General features: G+C 71.7%; 9 protein-coding genes. 1 reads left to right on the top strand and 8 read right to left on the bottom strand.

All coding sequences use genetic code 11. From position 1 onward, the window contains the following. Window positions 1-62: 62 nt before the first annotated feature. The 8 genes from OC490_RS29995 to OC490_RS29960 all read right to left on the bottom strand — a co-directional run bounded on the left by OC490_RS29995 (window position 63) and on the right by OC490_RS29960 (window position 15,644). On the bottom strand, window positions 63-1,325 hold the full coding sequence (locus OC490_RS29995) for a hypothetical protein (RefSeq protein WP_262061135.1): 1,263 nt from the start codon (window positions 1,323-1,325) through the stop codon (window positions 63-65). Continuing rightward, on the bottom strand, window positions 1,322-3,544 hold the full coding sequence (locus OC490_RS29990; protein ID WP_262061134.1) for a bifunctional glycosyltransferase/CDP-glycerol:glycerophosphate glycerophosphotransferase: 2,223 nt from the start codon (window positions 3,542-3,544) through the stop codon (window positions 1,322-1,324). The genes OC490_RS29995 and OC490_RS29990 overlap by 4 nt, the downstream gene beginning before the upstream one ends. Window positions 3,545-3,551: 7 nt before the next feature. Next, on the bottom strand, window positions 3,552-5,747 hold the full coding sequence (locus tag OC490_RS29985) for a bifunctional glycosyltransferase/CDP-glycerol:glycerophosphate glycerophosphotransferase (protein WP_262061133.1): 2,196 nt from the start codon (window positions 5,745-5,747) through the stop codon (window positions 3,552-3,554). Between the two features lie 147 nt (window positions 5,748-5,894). Next, window positions 5,895-8,156 carry a bifunctional glycosyltransferase family 2 protein/CDP-glycerol:glycerophosphate glycerophosphotransferase gene (locus tag OC490_RS29980; protein WP_262061132.1) on the bottom strand — a complete coding sequence of 754 codons (2,262 nt, stop codon included), beginning with the start codon at window positions 8,154-8,156 and terminating at the stop codon, window positions 5,895-5,897. A gap of 154 nt (window positions 8,157-8,310) precedes the next feature. Further along, window positions 8,311-9,219, bottom strand: coding sequence for a carbohydrate ABC transporter permease (locus OC490_RS29975; RefSeq protein WP_262061131.1), 909 nt, complete (start codon window positions 9,217-9,219; stop codon window positions 8,311-8,313). Beyond that, a complete protein-coding gene (locus OC490_RS29970; RefSeq protein ID WP_262061130.1) occupies window positions 9,216-10,556 on the bottom strand; it encodes a carbohydrate ABC transporter permease in 1,341 nt (446 codons plus the stop codon). Before OC490_RS29970 ends, OC490_RS29975 begins: the two co-directional genes overlap by 4 nt. 7 nt (window positions 10,557-10,563) lie before the next feature. Continuing rightward, entirely contained in the window at window positions 10,564-11,949 is a 1,386-nt protein-coding gene (locus OC490_RS29965) for an ABC transporter substrate-binding protein (protein ID WP_262061129.1), read from the bottom strand. 155 nt (window positions 11,950-12,104) lie between these two features. Then, window positions 12,105-15,644 carry an FHA domain-containing protein gene (locus OC490_RS29960; protein WP_262061128.1) on the bottom strand — a complete coding sequence of 1,180 codons (3,540 nt, stop codon included), beginning with the start codon at window positions 15,642-15,644 and terminating at the stop codon, window positions 12,105-12,107. A gap of 334 nt (window positions 15,645-15,978) precedes the next feature. Here OC490_RS29960 and OC490_RS29955 point away from each other — a divergent pair, with 334 nt between their 5' ends. Next, window positions 15,979-17,685 carry a serine/threonine-protein kinase gene (locus tag OC490_RS29955; RefSeq protein ID WP_262061127.1) on the top strand — a complete coding sequence of 569 codons (1,707 nt, stop codon included), beginning with the start codon at window positions 15,979-15,981 and terminating at the stop codon, window positions 17,683-17,685.

The raw sequence follows: 17,685 nt of genomic DNA, 5'->3' as shown, positions 1-17,685 counted from the left end.
GTACGACGCCTCTACGACCCCGGCGACGAGCGCTGATCACCTCGTCGCCGGGGTCGACCGCGTCACCGCACCGGCTGAGCCTCTTGCCCGTGTGCCTGCATCGGCACCGCGACGACCGCCTTCCCCCGCACCACGCTCTCCAGCAGCAACGGCACGCCCACCACGGGCAACAGCCACACCAGCACGATCAACCGCCCGCCCCACACACTGATGTCGGGGTGCGCGGCCTGCGTGAGGATCCCGGTGAACGCGGCCCCGATCAGGAACACCCCGAACACCGGCCGCCGCAGCGCACCCCACGCACCGGCGCCCAGCGCCGCCACGAGCACCGGCTGCCACAACTGCTGCCGCGTCCACTCCAGCCAGAAGTTCGCCTCCAGATGCAGGAATTCCGGCCACAGCCGGGCCCGGTCGGGACGCGCGTAGTGATCGGTCAGCAGGTCCTGAAGGCTGTCGGTCTGCGACGGGTAGTGCAGCAGCCCCGCCAACAGCAGAGTTCCTACGGCCGCCGCCGCGCCGAGTGCCGCGACCACCGCCCACTCCCGCCGCCGCTGTCGTACGGCGATCAAGGCGCCCGCACCGGCCAGGCACAGCCCGAGGAACAGGGCCTGCGAGTGCTTGACCGTGAAGAGGAGCAGCAGGGAACCGCCGACGAGGGCGAGTGCGGCACGGGTACGGCGCCCCGTCGACACCAGCGCGCAACCCCACACCGCAGCCAGCGTCAGAGCCATCATCAGACCCTCGGTCATGGGGCGCATCGCGGTCGTCCCGCACGGCAGGACGTAGTAGAGGGCCTGCCCGGTCAGCGCGAGCGGCACCGACACGGACAGCGTGCGCAGGATCAGGAACACGAGGATCCCGCCCGCGATCGTGAGGACGACACTCGACGTCCACAGCCCCCACACCGGCCCGAGCAGCGTGACGAACGGGACCAGGAACACCGGGTATCCGGGCCGCACTTCGAAGATCCGCATGAACCGCTCGGGCATGAACGGCGTGATGAACCCGCCGCTGTTCCCGGCCCGCACCTGCGCGTCCACCACCCGCCACTGGGCGGCCCGGCACTTCTTCGCGACCCGCGAGGCCGGGTCCTTGCCGTGGAAGTTCAGCACGTTCACGCTCTGGTCGCGCCGCGCGGTGTCCCCCTGGCTCGCACAGTAGGAGTCGATGGTGACGGTCGCCGCCTCGCGCTTGCTCTCACCGCGCAGACTCAGCGCGTACGACAGGTAGTTCTTGGTGTCGGGGGTGTCCCGGCCGGTGACATTGGCGAGTTGGAGCACCGCGAACACGGCGGCCAGCACCAGCACCCAGGTGCGGGGCCTCATGAGGACGCCAACTGGTCGTGACCGGCGGCGGGAGAGGGGACCCGTGCGGCGGATCCGGCCGACGGCTGCCAGTCGTCCTCACCCAGCAGCAGTGTCCGTACGACCCTCTCGGCGGCGTTCCCGTCGTCGAACTCGCAGTAGCGCGACCGGAATTCGGCCCGCAGTCGCGTCGAGTCCCCGTCCCGCCAGGCACCGGAAGCGAACAGCCACGCCAACTCCCGGTAGGAACCGGACACATGGCCCGGTGGCGCGGCGGTGACGTCGAAGTAGGTGCCCCGGCTGGCCGCGTAGGCCTCCCGGTCGTCGGCGTGGAGGACGATCGGCCGGTCGAGGTTGGCGTAGTCGAACATCAGGGCCGAGTAGTCGGTGACCAGCGCGTCGGAGGCCAGCATGACGTCCTCGACGGACGGTTCGTCGGTCGCGTCGACCAGCACCCCGCGCCGGTGCAGATCCGCGAGGCCGAGACCGCGCGCGGGACCGGTCGCGAGGGTGGGGTGGAGGCGTACGACGAGGGTGTGGTCCGGGCCGAGATCCTCCGCGAACCGGGCCAGGTCGAGGCGGTCGACGTGCCCGCTCCTGCTGTACTCGCGGCGAGTCGGCGCGTACAGCACGACGGTGTGGTCGATGGGGATGCCGAGCCGTTCCCGAACCGCCGTCCCCGCCGCCGGTGTTGCTCCGACGAGGACGTCGTTGCGGGGGCTGCCCGTCCGTGCCGACGCGAAGTGGCAGGGATACGCCCGCTCCCACACCAGTTCCGAGTGCCGGTTGGCGACCAGGCTGTGGTCCCAGCGGTCGGCGCGGCGCAGCATCTGCGGCACGTCGACGCCGTAGCGGGCGCCGGGCTTGTCCAGCAGGTCGGCCGCCATGTACTTGAGCGGGGTGCCCTGGTGGGTGTGGATGTGGACGCTGCCGGGGCGCTTGGTGAGGGTGCCGGGCCAGTTGACGTTGTTGACGAAGCACTTGGCGCGCGCGGTGACCTGGCGGTACCGCAGGGTGTTGAGGAGGACGTGATCGACGCCCGGCGGCAGCGATGCGGCCTGTTCCGCGTCCTGCACGACCCACACGCCCCGCAGGTGCGGGGCGATCTCCTTCGCCTTGTAGTACACGGCGGCCGGGTCACCGAGGACCCCGCGGTGCGAAAAGGCCGAGTACACAACGAGGTTGGGGTCGAGCGACCGGCGGGCGTGCAGCGCGCCCCAGCCGCCCTTGACCCGCCCGGCCGCTGATTTGCGCGCTTGCAGCGCCCGCCGTTCGAGCTGCCGCGCGGCCCGCCCCGCCTGCCGCCTGACCCGGTACAGCGCGTAACTGCCCTCCAGGACACGGACTTCCGCGTCCACGGTCCCGCCCGCCGGCTTGTGCTTGGCGAACAGCTCGGCCGTACGGCGGAAGAACTCGGCCTTGTCGGACGGGGGCAGGCGGTCCGGCTTGCCGAGGATGTCGAGACAGTGCTCGCCCATCTTGCGGTGCAGGTAGGGGCGCCAACTCGCCAGCTCAGGGCGGGAGTCGACGAACGCGAAGACCCGCTCGTACTGGTCGTGGATGTCGAAGTGCTTGCGGCTGGTGGTGGACAGGATGTTGCCCTGCCGCCGCTGCCGGTAGTTCAGGCAGATCCGGTCGAGGGTGGCGATCCGCTCGGCGCTGAGCAGCACCGGGAACGTCCAGGGCGTGTCCTCGTAGTAGCCCGGCGGGAACTCGAAGGTGTGCTTGTGTACGAACTCCCGGCGGTACACCTTGTTCCACACGACCATCAACAGGTCGAGGATCTCCGGGTGTTCGGCGACCGTGAAGGTGTCGTCGACCTCGGTCAGGACGTGCGCGAGGACGTTGCGCCGGGTGCCGCCCCACCAGTAGGTGCGCGCGTAGTCGAAGACCAGGACGTCCGGGTCGCCGCTCGCGTCGAGCCGGTCGGCCATCGCGCGCAGGGCGCCCGGAGTGAGGGTGTCGTCGCTGTCGAGGAAGAACAGGAAGTCACCGGTGGCCAGGGGCATTCCGGCGTTGCGGGCGCGGCCCAGGCCGACGTTCTCCGGCAGGTGCAGCACCTGCACGCGCGGGTCGCGGGCCGCGTACTCGTCGAGGATCGCGCCGCAGCCGTCCGGCGAGCAGTCGTTCACGGCGATCACCTCGATGTCCCGGTAGGACTGCTCCAGAACCGAGTCGAGGCACTCGCGCAGAAAGCCCTGCACCTTGAAGACGGGGACGATGACGCTGAAGCGGGGCACTTCGGGTTCAGCTCCTTACGAGGGTGGCGGCGGGGGCCGGGACGCGCTCCGCGAGCGGGAGCACGGGCGGGACCGCCTCCGGCGGCTCACCGAGGAACACCCGGCGTACGACCCGTTCGGCGGCCAGCCCGTCGTCGAACTCGCAGAAACGGGACCGGAATTCGGCCCGCAGGGCCTTGGACTCCGCCCCCGCGTACGAGCCGTCGCGGAACACCTGGGCCAGCTCCTCGGGCGTCCGCGCGACCGGGCCGGGCGGGGCCTCCATGAGGTCGAAGTAGACGCCCCGGGTCTCCCGGTAGACGTACCAGTCGTCGGCGTACACGACGATCGGCCGGTCGAGGTTGGCGTAGTCGAACATGATCGACGAGTAGTCCGTGACCAGCGCGTCGGCGGCCAGGCACACGTCCTCGGAGGAGCGGTGCCCGGTCACGTCGATGATCCGGCCGCTGCTCTTCGCCCGGCCCTGGTCGTAGAAGTAGTGGGCGCGCAGCAGCACGACGACGTCCTCGCCGGCCGCCGCGCAGAAGGCCTCCAGGTCGAGGCCGGTGTCGAAGCCGGTCTGGTAGTCGCGGTGGGTGGGCGCGTACAGGACGGCCGTCTTGTCCTCCGGTACGCCCAACTCCCGCCGCACACGCGCCACTTCGTCGGCGGTCGCCGAGTAGTAGACGTCGTTGCGCGGATAGCCGTACTCCAACGCCTCGTACGAGCCCGGGAAGGCGCGCTCCCACATCTGGGTGGAGTGGCGGTTGGAGGAGATGTTGTAGTCCCAACGGTCCACCCGGCCCAGCAACTTGGCGAAGCTGCCGGTCGCCGCGGCCACCACCGGATACGTCGACTGGTCGACGCCCATCTTCTTCAGCGGGGTCCCGTGCTGCGTCTGGACGTGCACGCTGCCGCGCCGTTTGACGACGCCTTCGGCGAAGTTGGCGTTGTTCACCAGGTACTTGGCCCGGGCCAGCACCTGCCAGTACTTTCGGCTGCCGATGACGGCGTGCTCGACGCCCTTCGGTACGGCGTCCACCGCGTCCGGCTCCACCAGGAACACCGAGCGGATGTGCGGGGCGAGTTCAGCGGCCTTGGCGTGGATCGCGGCCGGGCTGCACGCGTAGCCCCGGCCCCAATAGGCGCAGTAGACAGCCAAGTTGGGGTCGAGCGGGCGGCGCAGATCGAGGGCGTAGCGCAGGCGGGTGCGGAGCATCCGGGGGCGCGGGACCCGCTCCGCCGCTTCCGAGGCCGAGCGGTTGGCGCCGCGCAGTGCCCGGAACGCCGAGTACGCCCCCGACGCCAGCAGCCGGTGCTGCACGCCCACGCTCCCGCCCGGCGCGCGGAAGCCGGCGGGCCGGTGTGCGCGGTACAGCCGTCCCGCCCGGCGGAAGAAGGCGCGGTGCCCGGACGTGAGGCGTTCCGGCCGGGAGGCCGTCTTCAGCACCACCGCGAAGAGCTGCTCGAACAGGGCGGCGGACAGCTCGCTCTTGGCCGCACGCGTCAGCACCAGGTCGACCTGGTCGAGGAGTTGGTGGTGGTGCGCGCCCGGCAGGTTGAGCCGGCTGCCCTGCCGCCGCAGCAGATGCCGTACGACCACCGAGCGCAGCACCGCGATCCGCTCGGCGGCGACGGTGACCAGGCCGCCCCAGCCGAGGTCGGTGAACGGGCCCTCAGGAAAGGTGAGTTGGTGGTCAGTGAGGAAGGCGCGGCGGTAGGCCGCGCTCCAGGCCGGGAGCTGAACGCCCGTCAACTGCGGTGCCTGGGACGGGGAGAAGGCGCCGGCCGGGGTCTTCGCCAGCAGCGGGGCGGCCGGGTTGGTGGGCTCGCCCTCCCACCACGGGGTCCGCTCGTGCTCGAAATACAGGACGTCGACGTCTGTGGCATCCCCCGTCTCCGTCAGCCGGGCGTCCAGCGCGGCCAGTGCGCCCGGGGCGAGGGTGTCGTCGCCGTCCAGGAACAGGACGTGGGCGCCGGTCGCCGCCCGCAGCCCGGTGTTGCGTGCCTCGCTCAGACCGGCGGACGGCGGTGAGTGCACCGGGGCCACCCGGGAGTCCCGCCCGGCGTGAGCGGAGGCGACGTCGTCGGCCGGGGAGCCGGGGGCGTCGCAGACCGGGATCAGCTCGAAGTCGCCGTAGGACTGCGCGAGGACCGAGTCCAGGGCCTGGGAGAGCCGGCCGGCGACCCCGTGGGACGGGACGATGATGCTGAAGCGGGGCATTCTGTTCTTTCTCCAGTGGGCCGGAGGGGAGGTTCCGGGTCAGTGCGCGCGGCCGGGGCGCCCGGTCGGACGCCACGTCGACGGCCGGGTCGGTGTCGGCCGCGAGGGGCTTGATGGCATGCGAACTCCCCTGTGTGGGAACGGCGTTCAGAGGCGGTCGGTGACGGGCTGGGACGTCGTGGGCTGCGGCACGGTGGCGAGCGGGGAGCGTGTGAGGCTCGCGGCGGCGGACGGGACCGGGTGGCGGTCGGCGAGCGGGACGACCGGCGGGAGGTCGGTTTCGCCCAACACCACGTGGCGTACCACCCGTTCGGCGGCGCGGCCGTCGTCGTAGGGGCAGAAGCGCTCGCGGAACGCGGCGCGCAGCTGGGCCGAGCGGGAGCCGCGCCAGTGGTCGGTCGCGAAGATGTCGATCAGTTCGTCCTCGCTGCGCGCGACCGCGCCCGGCGGGAAGGCGCGCAGGTCGAAGTAGGTGCCGCGGGCCGCCTCGTAGGCCTCCCAGTCGTCGGCGTGGATGACGATCGGGCGGTCGAGGTTGGCGTAGTCGAACATCAGGGACGAGTAGTCGGTGACCAGCGCGTCCGAGGCCAGGCAGAGCGATTCGACGCTGGGGTGGTCGGTGACGTCGATGATCCGGCCGGACGCGGTGGCCGCGAGCGGGCCCTCGTGCCAGTAGTGGGCGCGGGCCAGCACGACGAAGCGCGGGCCGAGGCGGCGCAGCACGCGGTCGAGGTCGAGGTGGGCGCGCTGGACGCGGCGGTAGTCACGGTGGGTCGGCGCGTAGAGGAGCGCGATCGCGTCCTGCGGGATGCCGAGCGACTCGCGCAGGCGGTGCACGTCGGCCGAAGTCGCCTGCTGGAACACGTCGTTGCGGGGATAGCCGTAGGCGAGTGTGGTGTAGCTGCCGGGGTAGACCCGCTCCCAGGTCAGGGTGGTGTGGCGGTTGGGGGACAGGACGTGGTCCCACTTGTCGACGCCCTTGAGGAGTTCGCCGAAGTCCATGTCCCTTGCTGCGGCCGGGCGTTCCTGGAGGTCGAGGCCCATGTGCTTGAGGGGGGTGCCGTGTTGGGTCTGGATCAGCACCTGGCCGGGGCGCTTGACCAGCCTGCGGTCGAAGTTGACGTTGTTCACCAGGTACTTGGAGCGGGCCAGCGCCGTCCAGTAGGAGACCGTGTTCGGGCGCAGCCTGCGGGTGGCGGCCGGGATCGTGTGGTGGTGCTCGGGGCGGGCGATCCACGCCGTGCGGATGTGCGGGGCGTGGGTGCGGAACGCGGTCTCCAGCGCGCCCGGGTTGCAGCTGTGGCCGCGCCCCCAGTAGGCGGCGAACACCGCGCGATCCCTGAGCGGGAGCCGGAGTTGGACGCGGTAGTGGAGCTGGAGGACCGCCGCTCTGAGGTTGCGCAGGAGTTTGGCGGTGAGCTTGACCGCGCGGCGCCGCCAGCTCATCGCCTTCTGCACGGCCCGGAACGTGCGGTGCACGCCGAAGTGCACGAACGTGTGCCGCATCCGGGTGCGCAGCGGGACCGAGGTGCCGGGGATGCGGTAACGGCGGTAGTGGGCGCGGGCCTTGCGCAGGAACTCGGCGCGGGTGCCGCGCGGCAGCCGGTCCGGCTTGGTGAAGACCGTCGCGAGGTGGTCGACCATGCGGCGGAACAACACCGGCCGCCACTGGGCGAGTTCGGGGCGCGCGTCGACGAACGCGAAGACCCGGTCGTACTGGTCGAAGACGTCGAAGTGCTGACGGCTGGTGGTGCCGAGGATGTTGCCCTGGCGGCGCTGGCGGTAGTGGACGCAGACCCGGTCGAGGGTCGCGATCGTCTCCGCGGCCATCAGGACCGGGTAGGTCCACGGGGTGTCCTCGTAGTAGCCGGGCGGGAAGGCGAAACCCTCGCGCTCGACGAACTCCCGCCGGTACGCCTTGTTCCAGGCGACCATGATGACCCGGAGGAGCCCGGGACGGTCCTCCAGCCGGAAGGGGGCCGGGCCCTGTTCGGTCAACTGGGCGGCGGTCTTGTTGCGTTGGGCCTCCCCCGACCAGAAGGTGCGGGCGTAGTCGAAGACCAGGACGTCCGGCTCGCCGGTCTCCTTGACGCGGTCCGCGATCGAGCGCAGCGCGTCGGGCGTGAGCGTGTCGTCGCTGTCGAGGAAGAGCAGATAGTCGCCGGTCGCCTCCTCCAGGCCGGCGTTGCGGGCGCGGCCGAGACCCTGGTTCTCGGGGAGGTGGACGGCGCGTACGCGGGCGTCGCGGGCCGCGAACTCGTCGATGATCGCGCCGCAGGCGTCCGGCGAGCAGTCGTCGACCGCGATCAGCTCAAGATCGGGATACGACTGGGAGAGCACCGATTCCAGGCATTCGTGCAGGTACGCCTGGACCTTGTACGCGGGGACAATGACACTGAACCTGGGCAAGGGACATCCATGGGTCGGTCGGCGCGGGCGTTCTGCCCGGGAACGGCCGATGGAGTGACTTGGTTACGCCGCGTACGGCATACGGGGGACGCACGGTGAACGCGAAGGGGCGGGCCGGTGACGGCCCGCCCCTTGAACTATGTGCGGTTTATAGCTATTTGACCGCGCCCGCCATCACGCCGGACACGAACTGCCGCTGGAACGCGAAGAACACGGCCAGCGGGATCACCATGGAGATGAACGCACCGGGCGCCAGCACGTCGATGTTGTTGCCGAACTGGCGTACCTGGGTCTGCAGTGCGACCGTGATCGGCTGCGTGCTGGACTTGGTGAAGACCAGCGCGACCAGCATGTCGTTCCACACCCACAGGAACTGGAAGATGCCCAGGCTCGCGATGGCGGGCCCGCCGAGCGGCATCACGACCCGCGCGAACAGCCGGAGTTCACCCGCGCCGTCCAGCCGGGCCGCTTCCAGCAACTCGCGCGGGATCTCCGCGAAGAAGTTCCGCAGCAGGAACACCGCGAACGGCAGCCCGTACCCCACATGGAAAAGGATCACCCCGAAGATGGTCCCGAACAGGCCGATCTTGCCGAAGAGTTCGGCGATCGGGATCAGCGCCACCTGCACCGGCACGACCAACAGGCTGACCACGCCCAGGAACCACCAGTCACGGCCCGGGAACTCCATCCACGCGAAGGCGTAGCCCGCGAGCGCGCCGATCACCACGACGAGGACCGTCGCCGGGACGGTGATCAGGACGGTGTTCCACAGCGAGTTGGTGATGTCGCTGTTCTCCAGGAGTGTCTTGTAGCTGTGGAAGGTGAGTTGGGACGGCTGGCTGAAGACCTTCCACCAGCCGCTCGCGTTCATGTCCTCCGGGCTGCGCAGCGAGGACAGCAGCAGTCCGATCGTCGGCACCAGCCAGAACAGGCCGACGAGGATCAGGAATACGCGGACGATCCCCCCGCTCGCCGCCGCCGCGAGCCGCCCGCCGAGCGACTCCCGTGCCTTGACGACCTCAACAGGCCCTGTCTTTCCCAGAGTTCCGGCATCCGTGGTCATCGCCGCACCTCCCGCCGCAGCCGGCGCACATTGAAGAGCATCACCGGGATGACCAGGAGCAGCAGGAACACCGAGATCGCGCTGGCGATCCCCGGCTGGTCCTCCGAGAAGCCCTTCCGGTACAGCTCCAGGGCGAGCACGTTGGCGTCGTCCTGCGAGGAGCCCGGGGCGATGATGAAGACCAGGTCGAAGATCTTCAGCACATTGATCATCAGCGTGACGGCGACGACCGCGAGCACCGGTGCGAGGAGCGGCACCGTGACCCGCCGGAACACCTGCCACTCGTTGGCGCCGTCGACCCGTGCCGCCTCCAGCAACTCCCGTGGCACACCCGCGAGTCCGGCCGCGATCAGCACCATCGCGAACCCGGCCCACATCCACACGTACGACCCGATGATGGCCGGCGTCACCAGCGACGGGCCCAGCCACTCCACTCCGTTGTACGGCGCCTTGAAGTTGCTTGCCGGGAGCCGGAGTTGAGCCCCGTCGGCCTTGGCGGGCAGGGTGAAGGTGCCATCGCCCGCGGCCTTGGCCGAGGCGACCACCTTGCCGTCCTTGACCGCCTCGATCCGCATCCCGCCGTAGCCGAGCTCGGACGGGTCGACCGCACCGAGTTTGCCGACACCCTTGCCGCGGGTGAAGTCCTGCCAGGTCGTGCCGGTGATCTTCCCCGGCTCCGGCTTGGCCGCTACGGCCTTCTTCGCGCTGTCGGGCATCTGGTCGGGGGCGACGCCGACCAGCGGCAGGACGACGGTCTGGCCGGTGTGGACCGTCGTACTGGTGATGAAGCCGCCGTGGTCCGCCTTCAGCGGGGACTCGCGGCCCGGGTGGGCGTTGGGGAACGCCGACGACGAGACGAACGTGTCGTGGATGCCGACCCAGACCGCGTTGGCGACACCCTTGTGCGGGTCCTGGTCGTAGACGAGCCGGAAGATGATGCCTGCGGCGAGCATCGAGATCGCCATCGGCATGAAGACGACCAGCTTGAACGCCGTTCCCCAGCGCACCCGTTCGGTCAGCACCGCGAAGATCAGGCCGAGGGCGGTAGCGACCGTCGGCGCGAAGATCACCCAGATGATGTTGTTCTTCAGGGCGGTGCGGATGCCGTCGTCGGTGAACAGGGCCTTGTAGTTGTCGAATCCGGCGAAACCGTCGCCGGCCTGGTTGCCGAAGCTGCGGACCAGCGAGTACCCGATCGGGTAGACCACGAGCGCGCCGAGCAGCACCAGGGCGGGCAGCAGGAACAGCACTGCAACGGTCCTGCGGGTGCCGGTCACGCTCTTGCGACCGCGGGGAGGGACGGGGGCCCCGGGGGCCTCCGCCGCTGCCGATGCCATCGCCGGATCAGCTCCCGCTCGCGTACGCCGCCGCCGCGTCCTTCTCCAACTGCGCCTGCGTGCCCGCGATGTCGGTCGGGTTCTTCAGGAAGTCCTGGAGGTCCTTCCACTCGCCCTTGCCCGGGGTACCGCCGAAGGACTGCGGGGCCTGGTCGGACATGTCGAAGCGGAAGTCGTCACCGGCCGCGATCAGCGACTTGGCGATCGTCCGCTGCACCGCGTTCGGGTACGCCGAGTCCGGCACGTTCTTGTTGGGGGAGAGATAGCCGCCGAGCTTCGCCTGGATCGTCGCCGCGTCCGGCGAGGCGAGGAAAGTCGCCAGCGCCTGGGCCGCCTTGGAGTCCTTCAGGATGACGGCCGCGTCGCCGCCGGAGACCACGGGCGCGGTGGAACCCACGGTCGGGAACGGGAACACCTTGGCGTCGGTGCCCACCTTCGCCTTCGTCTCACCGATGTTGACCTGCACGAAGTCGCCCTCGTAGACCATCGCGGACTTCGGCTGGTCGCCGCCGGTGAAGGTCTGGGTGACCGAGGCGGGGAACTCGGTCTGCAGCGCGCCGCTCTGACCGCCCGCGATGTACGCCTTCTTGCCCCAGATCTGCGCCAGCGTGGTCAGCGCCTCCTTCACGGAGGGGTCCGTCCACTTGATCTTGTGCTGGGCGAGTTCGTCGTACTTCTCCGGGCCCGCCTGCGACAGATAGACGTTCTCGAACCAGTCGGTGAGCGGCCAGCCGTCCGCGCCCGCGATCGAGAAGGGGGTGACCCCGGAGTCGTAGACCGTCTGCGCGGTGGTCAGCAACTCCTGCCAGGTCTTGGGCTCCTTGGCGCCCGCGTTCTCGAAGACCTTGGCGTTGTACCAGATCAGCGACTTGTTGGCGGCCTTGTAGTACACGCCGTACTGCTTGCCGCCGACCTTGCCGATGTCCTGCCAGCCCTGCGAGTAGTTCTTCTGCAACTCCGCGAGCGCTTCGGGTCCGAGGGGCTTGGCCCACTTCTTGTCGACAGCCTGTTTGATCGCGCCGGGCTGCGGGAGCATCGCGATGTCCGGCGGCTGGCCGCCCGCGATCTTCGAGCCGAGGAAGTTGATGATCGGGTCCTGGGCGGGCACGAAGGTGACCTTGGCACCCGTGCGCTTCTCGAACTCCGCGAGGACCGTCTTGAAGTTCTTCTGCTCGGCACCCGTCCACACGGCGGCCACTTCGAGGCTCTGGCCGTTCAGTTTGGGGAGGGTCACCGTGCCGGTGCTCTCCGAAGGGGTGCTCGACTTGCCGCTGTCGCTCTTGTTGTCGCTGCCGCCACAGGCGGTGAGCGAGAGCGCCAGTGCCCCCGCGGCGACAACTGCCGCTGTGCGTACGGTTGTGCGTGTCCGGATGGTGCTGCTCGTGCTGCGCATCACTGCCCCGTTCTTCGTTCCTCGTCGAACGCTCGAACGCTTCCGTGCGCACTGGTCTACGCCCGGTACTTCAACGCGGCAAGATGGCGTCCGCTGTCAAGTACGGGATCGTGATTGGGTCGTGACGTGGGGTTGTGTGGACGACCTGTGAACGATCAGAGGAGTGACGGGACCTCCGCCGCCGACACCGAACGCGTCGCCCTCTCCAGCGCGCTGGCCAGGAGCGCCAAGTCCGTTGGCCCGTTGCCCAGTTCGCGGACCGGTCGGCGGGCCGGGGGGTCGCCCATGCGCTGCCACTCCAGCGGGACGACCGTGGGTCGGAGCGTCGCCGTGCGCGGGATACGGCCCGTCACCCGACCGCCCTGGAAGGGCGTGCTCCGGCCGTCCGGGAGGGTCAACCGACCACGGCCGGGCGCCGGTTCGTCCGGGCCCTGGGCCGTCGCGTCGAGGGTGACGCGAAGCGTGGCGTGCCGGGCGGGCTCCGCCTCGGCCGTACGGGCGTCCAGCGCGGCGGCTGCCACCAGATGCACGCCGAGCCGCTCGCCCTCGCGGGCCACCGCCTCCAGCGCGCGTATCACCGAACCGGCGGCGGGACGGCCGGGCGAGCCCAACGGCGGCTTCACCAGGGCGTCCAGATCGTCGACGACCACCACAAGACGGGGCAACGGCGGTGCCGCCTCCGTCTGTTGACGGGCCGCCGCCGGGCGCAGCCGGATCGTCGAACTCGTCGGACTCTCCAGATCCCCGGCACCGGACGTGCCCCGCTGGGCGACGATCCGGCCCGACACCTCGTGCCGCGAGTGCCACTCGGCGAACCCGATCCGGCCCAGCAACTCGGCCCGCCGCTTCAGCTCCGCGCTCAGGGACTGCGCGAACTCCCGCATCCGTACAGGGTCGTTGGCTGTGAGGTGGGTGGTGACATGCGGTACGTCCGTGCAGACCCGCAGGCCCTCGCCGTGACCCCCGCTCGCGCCGACACTGTCCCGGCCGTCGATCAGCACGATGCCCAGCCGGTCGGGCCGCTCGGCCGCCGCGAGCGAGGCGACCACCGCCCGCAGCGACTCCGTACGGCCGCTGCCCGGCGGGCCCTCGATCAGCAGATGCGGTCCCTCGGCGGCGAGGTCCGCGCTGACCGGCCCGCGCGGTCCGGCCCCGAGCACCGCCCAGGCCCGCCCGCCGAGCGCGTCCTTGTCGTCACCCGCGTCCGCCCAACGCGCCAGCAGGGACGCCGGGGTGGCCCTGGCCAGCCCCAACTCGTCCAGCAGCCGCGCCGATTGGGGCAACGGCGCCGACACGCGCGCGTGCCGCTCACCCGTCGCGCCGTCCGCCCTGAGCGGCGCCAGCGCCCGCGCGAACCGCTCGGCCCACGCGAGCGAGACCGCGTCCACGGCGGCCACGGTGCCTTCGCCCACGGGGCCGGGATGCGGCGCCTCCTGGCCGGTCCGGGACGCCGCCGTACCGTCGTGCGCGACCCGCAACAGCCGTAGCGCCGTGGCGACATCGCCGCTGAGCAGGGCGACCGCCCCGCACTCCCGGAACGTCGGCGCCGCCGTGCACGCCGCCTCGTACGTCTCCGTCACCGGCGACGTGGGCGAGGCCGACTCCGTCTCGGCGAGACACACCACGTGGATACCGGCCCGCGGTCCCTCGTGCGCGAGCCGCGCCACCGCCTCGCGCACATCGGCCCCACCGGGGTCACCGTCCACCACGAGCACGGTGTACGGCCCCATGAAACCGTCCGCCCGGCCGTCACCGTCGTCCGCGCGGGCCCAGGACGGGCGGTGGGCGGCGCCGCGCACCGGGTCGGAGGCGTCGGCGGGTTCGGTGTCGGAGGGGCGCTGCCGGGTGACGTCCGACGGGTCGGGTGCGCCGGACCGGTGGTGGTGGGCGTCGTCGGTGGTGCTGTACGTGGTGGACGCGCCGCGCGGGGGGTGTCCGTCGGCCGCGTGCCGCGCGGCGGCGGCACCCGGCCGGCCGTCCGCCGAGGCGTGCGGGGAGGAGGCGGACGAGGAGATCCCCGACTGCCCCTCCGCCGAGCCGCGTTGCGCGCCGATGCCCGGAGTGCGCCGGCCGGAGGCGACGCCCGGCCGGCCCGTGCCGCCGCGCGTGTCCATGGCGTGGTCCTCCAGGCGGCGCAGCAACTCGTCGGTGCGGGCCGTGGCCTGTTCCCGGTCGTAGGCCAGCAGGAGGCGGCAGTCCTGGCCGTGCCCGGGGCGCAGATGCGGCAGCCAGCCGAGCCAGGACCACTCGGCGGTGCGCTCGGCCATCGAACGCGCCCGGTCCGTGCTGATCAGCACGATCTCCAGGGCGTCGGGCGAGTGCAGCGCGGCCAGCTGGGCCACCACCGCGCGGGCAAGCCCCGCCAGCCGTGCGCGCGGACCGGCCAGGCCCAGTGCGCCGACCTCACGCAGCCCGGAGGTCACCGGCACCGCGGGCAGCAGCGCCGAGCCGTCCGGTGTCGTCCGGTCCGCCGTGCCGAGCCGCACCGTGAGCGCCTCGGGGTGACCGGGGGCGCGCTCCCACAGGCGGGGGCCCGGGCCCAGGGCCGTCAGCAGCAGGGCCGCCGGGTCGGGCCAGGTGTCCGGTTGCTGGAGGGCGACGGGCGGGGGCGACACGCTCTCGTCGGCGCCCTCCTCGTCGTCGTAGGAGGCCTCGTACGTCGGCTCGGCGCCCTCGGCCGTCGATTCGTCGCGTCCGCCCGTCAGGCGTCGCGCCCACTTGCCGATGCCGCCGCGCCTGCGCACGCCCTGCGGCACATCGGTGCCCCGGAGAGGGGTGCCCTTGCGTCCGCCGTGCTCGCCGGAGCCGTCGTCCAGGGGGACGCGGGAGGTCGTCGTACGCGCGGAGAACGATTCCTCGGTGCCCTCGTCCCCGAGGGCCTCGCCGAGCGCTCCGAAGCGGCCGGCGTGGGTGTCCCCGCCGTCGTGGGCGGCGCGGTGCTCGATGCTCGGGGCGGCGCCCTGGCCGGGCACCACGGGCGGCTGCGCGCGGGGGCCCGCGGGCGTGCCGGGAGACACGCGCACGTGGCCCTCGCCGTCGGGGGTCGTCCCGGCGCGTGCTCCCGGGCCGCCGGACGGGGTCAGCCGCAGGGCGGACTCGCCGATGCGCAGCAGCGCGCCCGGGGGGAAGCGCACCGGGCGGGTGCCCACGCGCGTGCCCGCCAGGGTGGTGCCGTTCGTCGAGCCCAGGTCGGCGACCGAGACCCGGCCGCCGGGGTCGACGGTCACCGCGCAGTGCAGCCGGGAGACGTCCGGGTCGTCGAGCGGGACGTCGGCGTCGCCGGAGCGGCCGATGTGGATCTGGCCGCCATGCAGGAGATGCACCCCGCCCGCGTCCGGGCCCGCGACGACATGGAGCTGCGTCGGGGCGTCGTCCAGCTCGGGGTGCGCCTCGGGCTCGGCGGGGGCGCCCAGGGACAGCACCGCGCCGTCCGTCAGCGGCGGCTCGCCGAGCGTGCAGCGCTGGGTGTCCAGACGCTCCACGCCCGCGTAGAGCACGATCGGGGCGCCGGACTCACGGCTCCGCTCGGGCGGGGACGCGGCCGGGTCGGCGGAGACCGCCGAGGCCAGCGCCGACGCCACCGCGGCCAGCGCGGTACCCGCCGGCGCGGTGACCAGCACGTCGCAACTCGCGGCACGGCCCCGCGGCTGCGCGGGCGGCCCCAGCGGGTCTACGACGGTCAGCCGGATCTGCATCGCCGTCAGCGGTCCCTTCTGCCCCGGGCGCGGAATATTCCCCCACCCCGCGCGAGCACATCGGCCAGTTCTGCAGGCATCCTCGCACCTGCCACTGACAACTCGCCCGGGGCCCGGCAGCAAGTGATCTTGATTGGTCAGCTCTGTCCCCAAAAGTGCCTGACCAGTGCCGCACCGGTGATCGAGTGAGACCGGTCATGTCCGGCTTCGGCAACCAGGAGACCGGGGTAAGCGTCTTTCCTTCGAACATGTACGGCAACGCTTACGTAGGTAGCCCCAAGAGGGGCGGCACTACAGTGGACCGGAACACAGGCAAGCAGCAGGGAGCGCAGACGTGCGGCCGGTAGGCAGCAAGTACCTCCTGGAGGAGCCGCTCGGACGCGGCGCCACGGGCACCGTCTGGCGGGCCCGCCAGCGTGAGAGCGCGGGTGCCGAGGCGGCCGTCCAGGGCCAGCCCGGCGAGACCGTCGCGATCAAGGTCCTCAAGGAAGAACTCGCGAGCGATCCCGACATCGTGATGCGGTTCCTGCGCGAGCGGTCGGTGCTGCTGCGCCTGACCCACCCGAACATCGTCCGGGTCCGCGACCTGGTCGTCGAGGGCGATCTCCTGGCGCTCGTCATGGACATCATCGAAGGCCCCGACCTCCATCGCTATCTGCGCGAGAACGGCCCCTTCAGCCCCGTCGGCGCCGCGCTGCTCACCGCGCAGATCGCCGACGCGCTCGCCGCCAGCCACGCCGACGGCGTCGTCCACCGCGACCTGAAGCCGGCCAACGTCCTGCTCAAGCAGGGCGGCGGCCAGATGCACCCGATGCTCACCGACTTCGGCATCGCGCGCCTCGCCGACTCCCCGGGCCTGACCCGCACCCACGAGTTCGTCGGCACGCCCGCGTACATCGCGCCGGAGTCCGCCGAGGGCCGCCCGCAGACCTCCGCCGTGGACATCTACGGCGCCGGCATCCTGATGTACGAGCTGGTCACCGGCCACCCGCCGTTCTCCGGCGGTTCCGCCCTCGAAGTCCTGCACCAGCACCTGAGCGCCGAACCGCGCCGCCCCTCGACCGTCCCCGACCCCCTGTGGACGGTCATCGAGCGCTGCCTGCGCAAGAACCCGGACGAGCGGCCCAGCGCCGAGAACCTCGCCCGCGGCCTGCGCGTCGTCGCCGAGGGCATCGGCGTGCACGCCAACTCCGCGCAGATCGCCGCCGCCGAGAACGTCGGCAGGCTGCTCGCCCCCGACCCGACCCCCGCCGCCGTACCGGGCGTACCCGGCGCCGCGGACCCGACGCAGGTCCTCTCGCACGGCGCGGGGGGCTTCGACCCGAACGCGGCGACCAGCGTCCTCCCGCACACCGGCGGCCCGCTGGGCGCCGCCGACCCGACCACCGTGCTGCCGAGCCGGGGCGCGGCCGACCCGACCACGGTCATGCCGCAGAACCCGTACGGCCAGCAGGGCGGGCAGGGCCAGCAGAACCAGCCCGGCGGCCCCGGCCCCGAGCAGCCGCACCCCTGGCAGAACCAGCTGCGCGCCGCCCGCGACCGCAACGAACAGACGCAGTTCCAGCCCTACCTCGACCCGGGCGAGGACCCGCTGCGCCGCCGCCCCCAGCGCCAGGTCTCCCGCGCCCAGCAGCCGCAGCAGCCCCGCCAGGCCGCCCAGCAGCGCCCGCAGCAGCGGCCCTCGCAGCGCCGGCAACCGCAACAGCAGGGCGGCTACGGCCATCCGCAGCAGCAACAGCCGCAGCAGTACGCCCCGCAGAGGCAGCCCCAGCAGCCGCAGCAGCGGCCCCAGGAACCGGCGCGCGAGCCCCGCCAGCCGCGGCAGCGCAGCGCCAATCCGATGAAGATCCCCGGACTCGGCTGCCTGAAGGGCTGTCTGTTCACGATCGTCCTGCTGTTCGTCGCGGGCTGGCTGGTCTGGGAGCTGACCCCGTTGCAGGACTGGATCGGCACGGGCAGGGGCTACTGGCACGAGATCGGCCACGTCGCCAAACAGGTCAGCGGCTGGGTCAAGAATCTGAGTTCCGCGACCGGCAACTGA

This window comes from Streptomyces sp. STR69 (assembly GCF_024519455.1).
Taxonomy (GTDB): Bacteria; Actinomycetota; Actinomycetes; order Streptomycetales; family Streptomycetaceae; genus Streptomyces.
Note: the sequence above shows the minus strand (reverse complement) of the source record. Positions and strands in the feature narration are given on the sequence as shown.

Bases quoted from the DNA above. Each gene is read 5' to 3' on its own strand.
- OC490_RS29970 (WP_262061130.1), bottom strand. From the start codon at position 10,556: ATGGCATCGGCAGCGGCGGAGGCCCCCGGGGCCCCCGTCCCTCCCCGC.
- OC490_RS29965 (WP_262061129.1), bottom strand. From the start codon at position 11,949: ATGCGCAGCACGAGCAGCACCATCCGGACACGCACAACCGTACGCACA.
- OC490_RS29975 (WP_262061131.1), bottom strand. From the start codon at position 9,219: ATGACCACGGATGCCGGAACTCTGGGAAAGACAGGGCCTGTTGAGGTC.
- OC490_RS29960 (WP_262061128.1), bottom strand. From the start codon at position 15,644: ATGCAGATCCGGCTGACCGTCGTAGACCCGCTGGGGCCGCCCGCGCAG.
- OC490_RS29985 (WP_262061133.1), bottom strand. From the start codon at position 5,747: ATGCCCCGCTTCAGCATCATCGTCCCGTCCCACGGGGTCGCCGGCCGG.
- OC490_RS29995 (WP_262061135.1), bottom strand. From the start codon at position 1,325: ATGAGGCCCCGCACCTGGGTGCTGGTGCTGGCCGCCGTGTTCGCGGTG.